The following is a 15,062-nucleotide window of genomic DNA, read 5'->3' as shown; positions in this document are numbered from 1 at the left end:
TCGCGGGAAAGACGACGAAGGGGCCGCAGCACCATGGCTGGACTCGCCGAATCCGGTTCGAACCCCGACGTCGACCTGCTCTACGACATCAATGGCCTGGCCAAGGACGCGCCCCACTGGTTCGACCGGATCATGGAGTTCGTCGGCGAGTACGGACTGCTGCTCGGCATGGTCCTGCTCGTGCTGTGGTGCTGGTGGACCGTGCGGCGCCGCGGCGACGACTCCGCCGCGTCCTCCGTGGCGGCCCTCGTGTGGGCACCGCTCGCGGCGGGCATCGCCGTCCTGGTGAACGTGCCGATACGAGGTTTCGTCGAGCGGCCCAGACCCTTCGTCGACCACCAGGGCCTGGACGTCCTCGTCACCGGCAAGACCGACTACTCCTTCGTCAGCGACCACGCCACGCTCACCATGGCGATGGGCGTCGCCCTGTTCGTCGCGAACCGCAGGTTCGGGCTCCTGGGGATCGGGCTCGCCCTGCTCGAAGGTTTCTGCCGGGTCTACATGGGCGTGCACTACCCGACGGACGTCGTCGGAGGCTTCGCCCTCGGCACCGCGGTCGCCCTGCTGCTGTCGCCCCTGGCCATGGCGCTGCTCACCCCGGTGATGAAGGCGGTGGAACGCTCCCCGCGCGCCGGCCTGCTGATCCGTGCCCGGGGCACGACGCCCACCGGGCACGACGCGCTGATCCCGGGATCGCGGACGGAACGGTCCGAGGAACGGGACCTCGCCGCGTAGCCGCGTCCCCGGCGGGGGCACAGGCCCGCGCCGGAGTTCCTCTCCCGCCCCGCGCCTCTTTTCGTCCCGCAGGTCAGAGCGCCTGCGGGAAGGAGAAGAAGTGCTGCGGGTCGTACTGCTTCTTCAGGGCCGTGAGCCGGGTCGCCGCGTCGCCGTAGTACGCCTTGCGCCAGTCGGTGAGGGTGGCGTCCGTGTAGTTCTGGTAGGCGGCGCCGGAGGCGTACCGGCCCATGGCGGAGTGCGCGGTGCCCAGCCAGGACTGCGCCGTGGTGCCGGAGGTGCCGGCCCGCCAGGAGACGATGTACTGCGCGAGCATCCGTGAACGGCGGTGCACGAAGGCGGTGGCCGTGGGCGACACCCGGTTCACGGCGCCGCCCAGCGCCGTCAGCGCGATGCTGCCCGCGCCGCCGCGGACGCCGGATATCTGGTTCAGCAGTGCCTGGATGCCGGCGGCCGGGATCGAACGGTCGAAGAAGTCCGAACGCGCCGCGTAGGTCTCACGGCCGAGAGCGCCCTGCGGGCTGCGGCCCGGCGTCGACCCCGGCAGGTGGCACTGCGCGTCCGTCGGGAAGGAGGAGCAGCCCGCGTACACCTCCATCGACTCCTCGTACGAACGCCTCTTGAGGGAGACGGTGCGTGCCGGGGCACCGATACGGTCGGCCAGCCGGTCCACGGCGTTCTGGAGTTCGCCGTAGGTGCCGAGCGAGAACGCGGCCACGGACACCGTGGGGGTGCCGCCCGCAGCGTTCGCGAGGTGGCACGACGACCAGATCTCGTCGGGCTGGTCCGGACCCCACTCCTGCCACGCCTTCAGTACGGCGGCGGCCTTGGCCCACGGCCAGGTCATGTAGGCCGAGACGCCCTGCGGGGCCGGGTGGGTCTTGAAGCGCAGTTCGGTGACGACGCCGAAGTTGCCGTTTCCGGCGCCGCGCAGGGCCCAGAACAGGTCCTTGTGGTCCGTGGCGTTCGCGGTGAGCTGCTTGCCGTCGGCGGTGATCAGCGTGGCCTGCGTGAGACTGTCGCAGGTCAGCCCGTACGCCCGGGACACCACCCCGTGGCCGCCGCCCAGGGTCAGCCCGGAGACGCCCACGGTGGGGCAGGAACCCGCGGGAATGGTGACGCCCTTGGCGGCCAGCGCGCGATAGACGTCGATCAGCTTGGAACCGGCGCCGACCACCGCCTCGTTGCCCGACGCCCGGATCTTGTTCAGCTTGGAGACGTCGACGATCAGGCGGCCGTTGCCGGAGGACCAGCCCGCGTACGAGTGGCCGCCGTTGCGGATCGACACCTTGATGCCGTGCGCGCGGGCGTAGTCCATGGTGGTGCGGATGTCGTCCGCGTGCGCGACGTACGCGACGGCCGCGGGCTTCAGCCCGTCGAAGCGCGTGTTGTACAGCTGGTGGGCGGCCGACCAGCTGCGGTCGCCGGGGCGGATCAGCGCACCGTCCAGCTCCCTGGACAGGGCGGTCCAGTTCGCGGCCGCGCGGGTGCTGGTGGTGGCCGTGCGGACCGACGTGCCGGTACCGGCGCTCTCGGAGGCGCCCGCCGCCTTGGTGCCGCCGCTGTCGCCGCCGTCGCACGCGGACGTCGCCGCCGCCGCGAGTACGGCGGTGGCTCCGCCGATGAACGTACGCCGTTGCATGTGCGCCTCCTGTGGGTTCCGTGGAACGAGACGGGTCACCGGGTCCCGGGGTTCCACGCGCGAACGTCGCAGAACGGCTACAGCGCGCCCCGGCCGAGCACGTCCTCGGAATGGATCTCCGCGTCCGTCCGGGCCAGACTGCGCGCGCGGCGTGCGGGGCCCCTCCAGCCGCAGGTGCACCGGGCCACACAGAAGCGGCCCTGTTCGACCGTCGTCGTGCGGTGTTCGGGGAAAGGGCCGTCGTCGTCCTGCTGCGCCACGCCGACAACGTTACCCAAGGCAAGTGAATGGACGGGAGCCGCGTGACGGCCGCCCCTACCCGTCGTTAACCGGAACGACAGGGAGGGCCCAGGACGACCGGCTGGGGGTCGGCAAGGCGATGGTGGCGCAGGTGGCTCAGACGGAAGGGCGGACGGGCCTGCTGGTCGTCGCGGCCGTGACGGCGGGACTGGCCGTGTGTGCCACGGGATGCGCGGGCGGAGGTGCCGCCGACGACGCCCGGACCGGCTCCGTCGAGGCGCTGCACCGGGCCGCCGCCACTCTGGAGCGCGCGGGCAGCGCCAAGGCCCGTACGTCCATGGAGATGGCCACCGGCGGGACCCGGGTCACCATCCGCGGGCAGGGCGTGTACGACTTCAGGAAGCAGCAGGGCGAGCTCAAGGTGCTGCTCCCGCAGGACCCCGCCGGCACGGCCGAACACCGGCCGATCACCGAGCTGCTCGCGCCCGGAGCCCTGTTCATGAAGAACCGCGGCGCGGGGGTGCCCGTGGACAAGTGGGTCCGCGTGGACACGGCCGGTCTCTCCGACGGGAACCTGGTGACGGGCGGCGCCACCGACCCGTACGCCGCGGCGGAACTGCTGCGCGGGGCGCGGACGGCGACCTTGGTGGGGGAGACGGAGGTGGCCGGGACGCGGGTGCGGCACTACCGCGGGACCGCCGATCTGCACGTCGCCGCCAGTGGCGCCTCGAAGGGGCAGCGGTCCGCCTTGAAGGCGGCGGCGAAAGGGTTCGCCACCGCGGAGGTGCCGTTCGACGCCTACCTCGACGAGCAGGGGCGGCTGCGCAAGGTGCGCCACCGCTTCAGCTTCGTCAACGGCCACCAGAAGGGCACGGTGGCCGTCGCCTCGACGACGCTGCTGTACGACTTCGGGGTGCGCGCCGACGTACGGCTGCCGCGGCCGCGGGACATTTTCGCCGGGAAGATCGCGGAACAGTAGCTTCCAGGGACGGGCCGGAAATGGCCCTTCCGTGCCATGCGCGGTGTGTAGGCCGCTCCCTACTCTAGGAAGTCGGTGACGGCAGGAAGAGGTGATGCACGTGGCTCCGGTCGGCGGTACGGCAGTTCAGGACCACGTGGCCCTCGCCGAGATCGAGCTGTGCGGGGAGCTGATCATCGCGGCCTCGGCCGCCCACGAGGACCGGCTCAGTCTTGAGAGCATCGACGAGGTGCTGAAAGTGGCCGAAGAACGCGCCCGCGAACGGGGCGCGCGGGAGGCGTAGGTCACCTCCCGCCGCGCGGAAACGGAATGCGGGTACGGCCGGAACCGTGTCCCTTGGGCGGCCGGCCCGGTCCGGGTCAGGTACGCAGCAGCCGACCGATCGCCTTGGTCGCCTCCTCGACCTTCGCGTCGATCTCGTCGCCGCCCTTGAGGGCCGCGTCCGCGACGCAGTGGCGCAGGTGCTCCTCCAGGAGCTGGAGCGCGAAGGACTGCAGCGCCTTCGTGGAGGCCGACACCTGGGTGAGTATGTCGATGCAGTAGACGTCCTCGTCGACCATGCGCTGCAGGCCCCTGATCTGGCCTTCGATACGGCGCAGACGCTTGAGGTGCTCGTCCTTCTGCTTGTGGTAGCCGTGGATCCCGCGGTCGTGATCCGTCACGACCTCCGGAGTCCCTCCGGCAGGTCCCTCGACGGCCTCGGTCTCGCCGGAGGGTGCCGTCGCGCCGGCCTCTGTGGTCGTCATCGCGTCCTCCCGCCAACTGATACCCCTGGTGGGTATATGGTATCGAACTTTGCTGGGTATGGAGCCCTTGCCCGAAGCCGGAACCGGACCCTGTGCTGATCACTGTGCCCGATGGGCGACACTGGGGGACGGCCCATTAGCCGTGGCCGGATGATGCGCCTAGCATCAGCCTGACCGAACCGAAGCACCCCGAGGACCCCACGTGCGCTTTCGTCTGACCCCCAGGGAGACGAGCTTCTACGACATGTTCTCCGCATCCGCGGACAACATCGTCACGGGCTCGAAACTCCTGATGGAACTGCTCGGGGCGGACGCCTCCGCCCGGGCCGAGATCGCAGAGCGTATGCGGGCAGCGGAACACGCCGGTGACGACGCGACGCACGCGATCTTCCACCAGCTGAACTCCTCCTTCATCACGCCGTTCGACCGCGAGGACATCTACAACCTGGCCTCGTCCCTCGACGACATCATGGACTTCATGGAGGAGGCCGTCGACCTGGTCGTCCTCTACAACGTCGAGGAACTGCCCAAGGGCGTCGAGCAGCAGATCGAGGTGCTGGCCCGGGCCGCGGAGCTGACCGCGGAGGCCATGCCGAACCTGCGCACCATGGACAATCTCACCGAGTACTGGATCGAGGTCAATCGTCTGGAGAACCAGGCCGACCAGATCCACCGCAAGCTGCTCGCCCACCTCTTCAACGGCAAGTACGACGCCATCGAGGTGCTGAAGCTCAAGCAGATCGTGGACGTGCTGGAGGAAGCGGCCGACGCGTTCGAACACGTGGCGAACACCGTGGAGACCATCGCGGTCAAGGAGTCCTGAGGCTTCGTGGACACCTTCGCGCTGATCGTGACCATCGGTGTCGCGCTCGGATTCACGTACACGAACGGCTTCCACGACTCGGCGAACGCCATCGCCACGTCGGTGTCCACGCGGGCACTGACCCCGCGGGCCGCGCTCGCCATGGCCGCCGTGATGAACCTCGCGGGCGCCTTCCTCGGCAGTGGTGTCGCGCACACCGTCAGCAAGGGGCTGATCGAGACGCCCGAGGGCGGCAAGGGGATGGGCATCCTCTTCGCCGCGCTCATCGGGGCGATCGTCTGGAACCTCATCACCTGGTACTTCGGGCTTCCGTCGTCCTCCTCGCACGCGTTGTTCGGCGGGCTCGTGGGGGCGGCGCTCGCGGGGGGTACGACCGTTCTCTGGTCCGGCGTCCTCGACAAGATCGTCATCCCGATGTTCCTGTCGCCGATCGTCGGTCTGATCGTCGGCTACCTGGTCATGTGCGCGATCATGTGGATCTTCCGCAGGGCCAACCCGCACAAGGCCAAGCGCGGGTTCCGGATAGCCCAGACCGTGTCGGCGGCCGGCATGGCGCTCGGGCACGGTCTCCAGGACGCGCAGAAGACGATGGGCATCGTGGTGATGGCCCTCGTCATCGGTGACGTGCAGGGCGCCGACGACCCGATCCCGGTGTGGGTGAAGATCGCCTGTGCGGTGATGCTGTCGCTCGGCACCTACGCGGGTGGGTGGCGCATCATGCGGACGCTGGGGCGGAAGATCATCGAGCTCGATCCGCCGCAGGGGTTCGCCGCGGAGACGACGGGGGCGTCAATCATGTTCGTCACCGCGTTCCTGTTCAAGGCGCCGATCTCGACCACGCATGTCATCACCTCCGCGATCATGGGTGTCGGGGCGACGAAGCGGGTGAACGCCGTGCGGTGGGGGGTCGCCAAGAACATCGTGCTCGGGTGGTTCATCACCATGCCGGCCGCTGCGGTGGTGGCTGCCGCCAGCTTCTGGGTCGTGAACCTGGCGTTCCTCTAGGGTTCGGCGCCCGGGGTGGGGGGAAGGGTTTTCGCCCCCTCCGCCCGTGCCCGTCCCTTGTTCCCGGGGGCTCCGCCCCCGGACCCCCGGATCGGCCTGGACGGCCTTGTCCTCAAGCGCCGGACGGGCTGAAATGCATCGGCCTGGACGGCCTTGTCCTCAAGCGCCGGACGGGCTGAAATGCATCGGCCTGGACGGCCTTGTCCTCAAGCGTCGGACGGGCTGAAATGCATCGGCCTGGACGGCCTTGTCCTCAAGCGTCGGACGGGCTGAAGCCCCCCCGTGTTCCGGACGGTGAAGCCCCCCTCGTTCCGGAAGGGCCGTAGCCGGCTGTTCGGGTAAGGAAAAGAATCGGGCCCGCCCCCCGGGAGCCAGGGGGCGGGCCCTTCTTCTTCCTCGCGGTGGCACCGCCATGCAGCACCGCGAGGGTTCTCGGGGAGGACGGGCCGGTCAGCCGAAGCGGCCCGAGATGTAGTCCTCCGTGGCCTGGACCGACGGGTTGGAGAAGATGCGCTCCGTGTCGTCGATCTCTATGAGGCGGCCGGGCTGGCCGACCGCGGACAGGTTGAAGAACGCGGTGCGGTCGGACACGCGGGCGGCCTGCTGCATGTTGTGCGTCACGATGACGATCGTGAAGCGCTCCTTGAGCTCCCCGATCAGGTCCTCGATGGCGAGGGTGGAGATGGGGTCGAGGGCCGAGCAGGGCTCGTCCATGAGGAGGACCTGGGGCTCCACGGCGATCGCCCGCGCGATGCACAGACGCTGCTGCTGACCACCGGACAGGCCCGAGCCGGGCTTGTTCAGGCGGTCCTTGACCTCGTTCCAGAGGTTGGCGCCCTTGAGGGACTTCTCGACGACGTCGTTCAGCTCGGACTTCTTGTAGGAGCCGTTCAGGCGCAGGCCCGCCGCGACGTTGTCGAAGATCGACATCGTGGGGAAGGGGTTGGGGCGCTGGAAGACCATGCCGATGGTGCGGCGCACGGCGACCGGGTCGACTCCCGTGCCGTACAGGTCCTCGTCGTCCAGGAGCACCTTGCCCTCGACGCGGCCACCGGGGGTGACCTCGTGCATGCGGTTCAGGGTGCGCAGGAAGGTCGACTTGCCGCAGCCGGAGGGGCCGATGAAGGCCGTCACGGAGCGGGGCTCGACCGTCATGGAGATGTCTTCGATCGCCCGGTGGGCGCCGTAGTAGGCGGTGAGCCCGCTCACGTCGATGCGCTTGGCCATGTCTATCACTGCTTCTTTCGCAAGGTTTCGGGTCGCTGATCGGCCGCGTCAGCGGCCCGTCTTGGGTGCCTTCCAGCGCGCGATGCCACGCGCCGCCAGGTTGAGGATCATGACGAAGGCGATGAGCGCGAGTGCCGCTGCCCAGGCCCGGTCGTAGGCCACTTCGGTCCCGGCGCTGTACTGCCGGTAGATGTACAGCGGAAGCGAGGCCTGCGGGCCCGAGAACGGGTTGTTGTTGATGAAGTTCGTACCCCACACCAACAGCAGCACGGGAGCCGTCTCACCGGTGATACGTGCGACGGCGAGCATCACGCCCGTGGTGATACCGCCGATGGACGTCGGCAGAACCACCTTGATGATCGTGCGCCACTTCGGGACGCCCAGCGCGAGGGAGGCCTCGCGCAGCTCGTTCGGAACGAGCTTGAGCATCTCCTCGGTGGAGCGGACCACCACGGGCATCATCAGGATCGACAGGGCGAGCGCGCCGGCGAAGCCGGAGTAGCCCATGTCCAGGATCAGGATCCAGAAGCTGAGGATGAACAGACCGGCGACGATCGACGGGACACCCGTCATGACGTCGACGAAGAAGGTGACGGCGCGGGCGAGCTTGCCCCGTCCGTACTCGACGAGGTAGATCGCGGTGAGCACACCGATCGGCACGGAGATCAGGGTCGCGATGCCCACCTGCTCCAGGGTGCCGAGGAGGGCGTGGTAGATACCGCCACCGGGCTCGTTGTCGGCCACCACACCCATGGAGTGGCTCAGGAAGTAGAGGTCGAAGGCCTTCACACCGCGCTTGACGGTCTCCCAGATCAGGGAGGCCAGCGGGACGACGGCGACGATGAAGCAGACCCAGACCAGGCTGGTGGCGACGCGGTCCTTGGCCTGACGGCGGCCCTCGACGCGCGCGGCGATGCCGTACGTGCCGAAGACGAACAGGAGCGCGGCGATCAGGCCCCACTGGACCTTGCTGTCGAGCGCCGCGGCCAGGCCGATGCCCACGGCGAGGGCGACGGATCCCGCGGCGATGGCCCACGGGGACCACTTCGGGAGGCTGGCGCCGCGCAGCGTGCTGGGGCGCTTGTCGGTGAGGGGTGCGGTGCTCATGCGTTGGCCCCCGAGTACTCCTTGCGGCGGTTGATGATCATGCGCGCCGCGCCGTTGACCAGCAGAGTGATGACGAACAGGACGAGACCCGAGGCGATCAGGGCGTCCTGGCCGAACGTGGTGGCCTCGTTGAACTTGCTCGCGATGTTCTGCGCGAACGTGCCGCCGCCCGGGTCGAGCAGGCTGGCGCTGATGTCGAAGGTCGGGGAGAGCACGGTGGCGACGGCCATCGTCTCGCCGAGCGCGCGGCCGAGGCCGAGCATCGACGCGGAGATCACACCGGAGCGGCCGAAGGGCAGCACCGACATGCGGATGACTTCCCAGCGCGTGGCACCGAGGGCCAGCGCGGCCTCCTGGTGCATCTGCGGCGCCTGGCGGAAGACCTCGCGGCTCACGTTGGTGATGATCGGAAGGATCATGATCGCGAGCAGGATGCCGACGGTGAGCATCGAGCGGGGCGCTCCGCCCTGCCACTCGAAGATGCCGGTCCAGCCGAAGTAGTGGTCGAGCCAGCCGAACAGGCCGGTCATGTGCGGCACGAGGACGATGGCGCCCCAGAGGCCGTACACGATGGACGGGACGGCGGCGAGCAGGTCGATCACGTACGCGATGGGGCCGCCGAGCCTGCGGGGCGCGTAGTGCGTGATGAACAGCGCGATGCCGACGGCGACCGGGACCGCGAGGGCCATGGCGATGATCGCGGAGACCACCGTGCCGAAGGCCAGGACCGCGATGCCGAAGGTCGGCGGCTCGAGGTTGGTGTTCCACTCGAAAGCGGTGAGGAAGTTCGCGTCGTCCTTGCTGATCGCGAGGGCGGCGCGGTAGGTGAGGAAGACCGCGATGGCGGCCATGATCACCAGGAGGAGGATGCCGGACCCGCGGGAGAGGCCGAGGAAGATCCGGTCTCCGGGGCGGGTGGCGCCACGGGCCGTGCGCTTGTGCACGGCGGTGGAACGCGGTGGGGTGGGGGGAGGCGCTTCGGTGTTCTGAGTCGATATGTCCATCGTGAGTCTCCGGTCTGCGGAGCCGGATGGCGGCTCCAGGCGGCGGTGCACCGGACGGTGCGGCCCGCCTCGGTGAGGCGGGCCGCACACTCGGGTCAGCTCAGGTTCGAGACGGTGGAACGAACCTTGGTGATGATCTCGGCGGGGATCGGCGCGTACTGCGCGTCGGTCAGGAGCTTCTGACCGTCCTCGCTCGCGACGTAGTTGAGGAAGGACTTGGTGGCGGCCAGGGTGTCGGCCTTGTTGCCCTTCTCGCAGACGATCTCGTAGGTGACCAGCGTGAGCGGGTAGGCGCCCTCGGCAGTCGGCTTGTAGTTCAGCTCCAGGGCCAGGTCGTTGCCGACGCCGGCGACCTTGGCGGTGGAGATCGCCTTGGTGGCGTTCTCGACGGTGGCCTTGACCGGGGTGGCGGCCTCCGTCTTGAGGTCGACGGTGCTGATGCCGTCAGCGGCGTAGGAGAGCTCGAAGTACGAGATCGCGCCCGCGGTCTGCTTCACCTGCTGGGCGAGGCCGGAGGAGCCCTGAGCGGACTGGCCGCCCTTCGCCTGCCAGGCCTTGCCGCCCGAGTACTTCCAGTCCGACGGGGAGACGGCCTTCAGGTACTTGGTGAAGTTGTCCGTGGTGCCGGACTCGTCCGAGCGGTGGAACGCCTGGATCTTGGTGCTGGGGAGCTTCGCGTCGGGGTTCAGCTTGGCGATCGCGTCGTCGTTCCACGTCTTGATCTTGCCGTCGAAGATCTTGGCGATCGTCGAGGCGTCCAGGACGAGGTTGTCGACACCCGGGAGGTTGTAACCGATGGCGATGGGGCCACCGACCATGGGCAGGTCGACCGCGGCGTTGCCGCCGCACGCCTTCTTGGCCGCGGTGGCCTCTTCGGGCTTGAGGGGCGAGTCGGAACCGGCGAACGCGGTCTGGCCCTGGGTGAACGCCGTGACGCCGGCGCCCGAACCCGTCGGGTTGTAGTTGATCTGGACGTCCTTGCAGGCGGCCGTGTAGGCCTTGACCCAGGCGTCGATCGCGTTCTTCTGGGCGGAAGAGCCGGAGGCCTGGAGCTGGCCCTTGGCGCCGTCGCACTTGATGGCGCTGTTGTTGCTGGCCGCCGACGAGCTGCCGCCACCGTTGTCCTTGCCGGTGTCGTCCGAGCCGCACGCCGTGAGGGCCAGGGCGCCGGAGACGGCGACAGCACCGAGCGAGAGGGCGCGAAGCCGGTTCTTGCGCTGAAGCTTCACTTTCGGGAGTTCCTTCCAGGAGCCGCCGTCAGGTTGGCGGCGTGCGAGGTTCGGTGTATGCGGAGGCTCCGTCGAGAAGGCGCTCCGCACCGGGTAAGGCCGAAATTAGGCAGAACAGGTGAAGCCGCCGATGGCCATAAGTGAACGGGGGGTGAACCCCTGCGGACGGTGCGGTGAGGTCACGGAACGCTTACGTCGAGGACACAGGTCGGTTTCCGGCAACTCGGGTCCCACCGACAACTCTAGGCATATGCACGGAATCATTCAGATTTCGTCGTGAACGGCCTAGAGAAGCGCAGAACGGCGATCGCCCGGCACATGCACGCCGGAGAGGGCGGTATGTACCGGGCGGAAGGTGATCCTCTGCCGGGAGCAGGAGTCCCTAGGCCAGGTGCAGCACGTCCGGCAGGGCGTCGACCAGGTCGCGGTCCCGGGGCTGGGTCAGACGGTGACGGGCCGCCGTGGGGGAGAGCCACAGGACTCGGTCGACTTCGCGGTTCGGCGTGAAATGGCCATTCACCGCCTCGGCCGCCCAGTAGCGGACCTCCTTGGGGCGGCCGCCGACGAGGTAGTGGAGCGCGGGGAGGGCGGCGCCCGGGGCGGCGACGTACCCCGTCTCCTCCTCCACCTCGCGGACCGCCCCCGTGAGCGGGTCCTCGCCGCGCTTCAGCTTGCCCTTCGGGTGCGACCAGTCGTCGTACTTCGGCCGGTGCACGAGGCAGATCTCCAGCTCCCCGTCGAACGGGGAGCGACGCCACAGGACGCAGCCCGCCGCCTGGATGGTGTCGTCTGCCGTGGGTGCCATGGGGCCTCCCTCAGGGGGTGCGTACGGCTTCCTTCTGCCATGCCTGCTGGAAGGCGAACCGGGCCGCCTCCACCTCGTGCCGCTGGTCGGCGTGGAGCACACCGAGCGCGTACGCCGTCGCCGGGGCGATCCGCGGGGTGCGCGCCGCCGCGGCGGCGGCCGAGGCCGCCTCCGCCGCGTCCCGGTGCCGGTTCAGCGCCTGGCCCGCGGCGAGCAGCCGCACGTCCACCGGGCACTCCTCGCCGTACAGCACCTCGCGGGCGTAGCGGTGCAGCCGCAGCAGCAGCCGGACCTGGTGCCACGGCGCGTCCTGCGGCTGCGGGGCGGTGTCGGCGGACAAGCCGTGGACGAGTGCCTCCGCGTTGTAGGGGTGGCCCGCGGTGACCAGCGGCAGCGCGGCGACGGCGTCCGTCAGCCGGTCCTCCGCGGCGGCGGCCGAGGGACGCAGATCGGTGCCGGCCGCGCCGGGGGCCAGCGGGACCTCGCTGGCGAGCACGGCCACGCTGTCGGCGACCGCGTGGAAGCGGGAGGAGCCCAGCGCCTGGAGGGCCGCGGAGTGCGCACGGGTGCGGGCCAGCGTGAGCTGACGGTCCAGCAGGGCGCCCGCCTTCGCCGCGCCGACGGTCAGGTTCCCCTTGGGGGCCGCGGGGGCGCCCGACGCGGGCAGGGCGGCGCCGGAGAGCCGGTTGAGGGCCCCGAGCAGCCGTTCCAGCCGGGCTCCGTACGCGTGCTCGCGCGCCAAGCTCCCGGACAGCCAGGCCAGTTCGGGGCGCATGCCCTCCGACCAGTCCGCTTCGAGCAGGGGCCGGAAGGTGTGCAGGCTGCCGCTGATGCGGCGGGCCGAGCGGCGCAGGGCGCGCACCGCGTCGACCGACTCCTGCGAGCCGTTCGCCGCGCCGCCGGTCTCCCGGTGCTGGCGCAGCGAACGGAGGAACTCCGTGGCCTGGGCCCTCAGATAGGCCGCGAGGTCGTCTCCGGTGGGTGTGCCTCCCTGCGCGAGCGGGGCCGGGAGCCGGGGAGAGGACCGGGCCGCGGGGTTGGTGGGGGGATCAAGGTGCTGCTGTGCCACGCCGGCGCCTCCGGGCGTCTATGAGCATCTCCTGGACGTTGCGCAGGGGCTGGCCATCCGCGTCGGTCGCGTGCCGGGTCCACTCTCCGTCGGGGCCGAGGTGCCAGGAGGCGGTGGTGTCGGACATACCGGTTTCGAGCAGCCGGTTGAGGGCCGCCCGGTGGGCCGGGTCCGTGACCCGGACCAGTGCCTCGATCCGCCGGTCGAGGTTGCGGTGCATCATGTCGGCGCTGCCGATCCACACTTCGGGCTCACCGCCGTTGCCGAAGCCGAAGACCCGGGAGTGCTCCAGGAAGCGGCCGAGGACGGAGCGGACCCGAATGTTTTCGGACAGGCCCGTGACGCCGGGGCGCACCGCGCAGATGCCGCGCACCCATACGTCGACCGGGACGCCGGCCTGGGAGGCGCGGTACAGCGCGTCGATGATCGCCTCGTCCACCATCGAGTTGACCTTGATGCGCACGTAGGCCGGGCGTCCGGCGTTGTGGTGCTGTACTTCCTTGTTGATCCGCGCGATCAGGCCGTCGCGCAGGGACTTGGGGGCGACCAGGAGCCGCCGGTAGGTCTCGCGGCGGGAGTAGCCCGAGAGCCGGTTGAAGAGGTCGGAGAGGTCCGCGCCGACCTGCGGGTCGGCGGTGAGCAGTCCGAGGTCCTCGTACAGCCGGGCGGTCTTCGGGTGGTAGTTGCCCGTGCCGACGTGGCTGTAGCGGCGCAGGGTGTCGCCCTCCTGCCGCACGACGAGCGACAGCTTGCAGTGGGTCTTGAGCCCGACGAGCCCGTACACCACGTGGCAGCCGGCCTCCTCCAGCTTGCGGGCCCACTTGATGTTGGCCTGCTCGTCGAAGCGCGCCTTGATCTCGACGAGGACGAGGACCTGCTTGCCCGACTCGGCGGCGTCGATGAGTGCGTCGACGATCGGCGAGTCGCCGGAGGTGCGGTACAGGGTCTGCTTGATGGCGAGCACGTCCGGGTCGGACGCGGCCTGCTCCAGGAACGCCTGCACGGAGGTGGAGAAGGAGTCGTACGGGTGGTGCAGCAGGACGTCGCGCTCGCGCAGGGCGGCGAAGATGTCGGGCGCGGAGGCCGACTCGACCTCGGCGAGGTCGCGGTGGGTGCCCGCGATGAACTTCGGGTACTTCAGCTCGGGCCGGTCGAGGGCGCCGATGCCGAAGAGGCCGGTGAGGTCCAGGGGACCCGGCAGCGGATACACCTCGGCCTCGGAGATCTTCAGCTCCCGGACCAGCAGGTCGAGGACGTACCGGTCGATGGACTCCTCGACCTCCAGGCGCACCGGCGGTCCGAAGCGGCGCCGCATGAGCTCCTTCTCCAGCGCCTGGAGCAGGTTCTCGGCGTCGTCCTCCTCGACCTCCAGGTCCTCGTTCCTGGTGAGGCGGAAGGTGTGGTGCTCGAGGACCTCCATGCCCGGGAAGAGCTCTTCCAGGTGGGCCGCGATGACGTCCTCGATGGGGACGTAGCGGTTCGGGGAGGCCTCCAGGAAGCGGGAGAGCAGCGGCGGGACCTTGACGCGCGCGAAGTGGCGGTGGCCGCTGACCGGGTTGCGCACGACGACGGCCAGGTTCAGCGACAGGCCGGAGATGTACGGGAAGGGGTGCGCCGGGTCGACGGCCAGCGGGGTCAGGACGGGGAAGATCTGGTGCCGGAAGAGCGTGAACAGGCGGGCCTGTTCCTTCTCGGTCAGCTCGCCCCAGCGGACCAGGTGGATGCCCTCCTCCGCGAGTGCGGGGGCGACGTCCTCCTGGTAGCAGGCCGCGTGCCGGGCCATGAGCTCGCGGGAGCGGGCCCAGATCATCTCCAGGACCTCGCGGGGCTGGAGCCCGGAGGCGGACTTCGTGGCGACGCCCGTGGCGATGCGGCGCTTCAGGCCCGCCACCCGGACCATGAAGAACTCGTCCAGGTTGCTGGCGAAGATGGCCAGGAACTTGGCGCGCTCCAGCAGGGGCGTGTCCGGGTCCTCGGCGAGTTCGAGGACACGTTCGTTGAACGCCAGCCAACTGCGCTCCCGGTCCAGGAAGCGGCCCTGCGGCAGGGTGACGCCGTCCTGCGCCGAGTCCTCGTAGGCATCGAGGTCGGCATCGATGTCGGGCTCGAGGTCGGAGACGTTCGCCGCCACCGTGTGCGGGCGGTGCGCGGCTATGGAGCCGACGGACGGCTGCGGGTGCTTGACCGGTGCCTGGGCGCTTGGCTGGTTCATGGACCCATTCTTCCGCGCCGAGGGCGAGACCGGCGCGTCGGAGAGGGCGGGTGGCAGCGCGGCGATGCGGATGATCCGGTTCCGCGTGACCGGCGTACGCTCACTCCCCGTCGCCGGCGTGGGATCGCTCTCCGGCACGAGCTCGTGGTCCGGCGGAGGCGAAGGCTCGGGCACGGCGGGCTTCATTGCTTGAGCGTTGCAAGGTCGTCTGAATCGATGGTTAAGACGACATGACGTGC

At 69.7% G+C, this 15,062-nt stretch carries 15 protein-coding genes; 5 read left to right on the top strand and 10 right to left on the bottom strand.

What is annotated here, in order from left to right:
- Positions 1-33 precede the first annotated feature (33 nt).
- Complete coding sequence (locus BKI49_RS17700; RefSeq protein WP_095935240.1) at positions 34-735, top strand: phosphatase PAP2 family protein; 702 nt, start codon at positions 34-36, stop codon at positions 733-735.
- Between the two features lie 73 nt (positions 736-808).
- Here the strand turns inward: BKI49_RS17700 and BKI49_RS17695 are convergent, their stop codons facing one another.
- The gene (locus tag BKI49_RS17695) at positions 809-2,377 is read right to left on the bottom strand and encodes an FAD-binding oxidoreductase (protein ID WP_095935239.1); all 1,569 of its coding nucleotides are present in this window, start codon (positions 2,375-2,377) and stop codon (positions 809-811) included.
- A gap of 77 nt (positions 2,378-2,454) precedes the next feature.
- Positions 2,455-2,637, bottom strand: coding sequence for a hypothetical protein (locus tag BKI49_RS17690; RefSeq protein WP_095935238.1), 183 nt, complete (start codon positions 2,635-2,637; stop codon positions 2,455-2,457).
- Between the two features lie 119 nt (positions 2,638-2,756).
- On the opposite strand from BKI49_RS17690, the gene BKI49_RS17685 reads away from it, so the two are divergent.
- Positions 2,757-3,596: an SCO4651 family lipoprotein gene (locus BKI49_RS17685; protein WP_095935237.1), complete on the top strand. Its 840-nt coding sequence runs from the start codon at positions 2,757-2,759 to the stop codon at positions 3,594-3,596.
- 94 nt (positions 3,597-3,690) lie between these two features.
- Complete coding sequence (locus BKI49_RS17680; RefSeq protein ID WP_095935236.1) at positions 3,691-3,879, top strand: hypothetical protein; 189 nt, start codon at positions 3,691-3,693, stop codon at positions 3,877-3,879.
- 76 nt (positions 3,880-3,955) lie between these two features.
- Here BKI49_RS17680 and BKI49_RS17675 read toward each other — a convergent pair whose 3' ends face one another.
- Positions 3,956-4,342 carry a metal-sensitive transcriptional regulator gene (locus tag BKI49_RS17675; protein ID WP_095935235.1) on the bottom strand — a complete coding sequence of 129 codons (387 nt, stop codon included), beginning with the start codon at positions 4,340-4,342 and terminating at the stop codon, positions 3,956-3,958.
- Positions 4,343-4,544: 202 nt separating this feature from the next.
- Between BKI49_RS17675 and BKI49_RS17670 the strand changes: the two genes are divergently transcribed.
- Both BKI49_RS17670 and BKI49_RS17665 read left to right on the top strand, forming a co-directional pair.
- On the top strand, positions 4,545-5,165 hold the full coding sequence (locus BKI49_RS17670; protein ID WP_037622416.1) for a DUF47 domain-containing protein: 621 nt from the start codon (positions 4,545-4,547) through the stop codon (positions 5,163-5,165).
- Between the two features lie 6 nt (positions 5,166-5,171).
- Positions 5,172-6,170, top strand: coding sequence for an inorganic phosphate transporter (locus tag BKI49_RS17665; RefSeq protein WP_095935234.1), 999 nt, complete (start codon positions 5,172-5,174; stop codon positions 6,168-6,170).
- Positions 6,171-6,620: 450 nt separating this feature from the next.
- On the opposite strand, the gene pstB is transcribed toward BKI49_RS17665, so the two are convergent.
- The 7 genes from pstB to BKI49_RS17630 form a co-directional block, all read right to left on the bottom strand.
- Positions 6,621-7,397: a phosphate ABC transporter ATP-binding protein PstB gene (pstB, locus tag BKI49_RS17660; RefSeq protein WP_095935233.1), complete on the bottom strand. Its 777-nt coding sequence runs from the start codon at positions 7,395-7,397 to the stop codon at positions 6,621-6,623.
- A 48-nt stretch (positions 7,398-7,445) separates the two neighbouring features.
- The gene (pstA, locus tag BKI49_RS17655; protein WP_095935232.1) at positions 7,446-8,504 is read right to left on the bottom strand and encodes a phosphate ABC transporter permease PstA; all 1,059 of its coding nucleotides are present in this window, start codon (positions 8,502-8,504) and stop codon (positions 7,446-7,448) included.
- Positions 8,501-9,508 carry a phosphate ABC transporter permease subunit PstC gene (gene pstC, locus BKI49_RS17650; RefSeq protein ID WP_095935231.1) on the bottom strand — a complete coding sequence of 336 codons (1,008 nt, stop codon included), beginning with the start codon at positions 9,506-9,508 and terminating at the stop codon, positions 8,501-8,503. Before pstC ends, pstA begins: the two co-directional genes overlap by 4 nt.
- Before the next feature lie 95 nt (positions 9,509-9,603).
- Positions 9,604-10,737 (bottom strand): phosphate ABC transporter substrate-binding protein PstS, encoded by a 1,134-nt coding sequence (gene pstS / locus BKI49_RS17645; protein WP_095935230.1) that lies wholly within the window; start codon positions 10,735-10,737, stop codon positions 9,604-9,606.
- Between the two features lie 382 nt (positions 10,738-11,119).
- Positions 11,120-11,542 (bottom strand): NUDIX hydrolase, encoded by a 423-nt coding sequence (locus BKI49_RS17640; protein WP_095935229.1) that lies wholly within the window; start codon positions 11,540-11,542, stop codon positions 11,120-11,122.
- Between the two features lie 10 nt (positions 11,543-11,552).
- Positions 11,553-12,611 carry a CHAD domain-containing protein gene (locus BKI49_RS17635; RefSeq protein ID WP_095935228.1) on the bottom strand — a complete coding sequence of 353 codons (1,059 nt, stop codon included), beginning with the start codon at positions 12,609-12,611 and terminating at the stop codon, positions 11,553-11,555.
- Positions 12,592-14,823, bottom strand: a complete 2,232-nt coding sequence (locus BKI49_RS17630) for an RNA degradosome polyphosphate kinase (RefSeq protein WP_095935293.1) — start codon at positions 14,821-14,823, stop codon at positions 12,592-12,594. The genes BKI49_RS17635 and BKI49_RS17630 overlap by 20 nt, the downstream gene beginning before the upstream one ends.
- Between the last annotated feature and the right edge of the window lie 239 nt (positions 14,824-15,062).

It is taken from the genome of Streptomyces sp. Tue6028 (genome assembly GCF_002300165.1).
GTDB classification, from domain to species: domain Bacteria; phylum Actinomycetota; class Actinomycetes; order Streptomycetales; family Streptomycetaceae; genus Streptomyces; species Streptomyces siamensis.
This window is presented reverse-complemented; position numbering and strand designations above follow the sequence as displayed.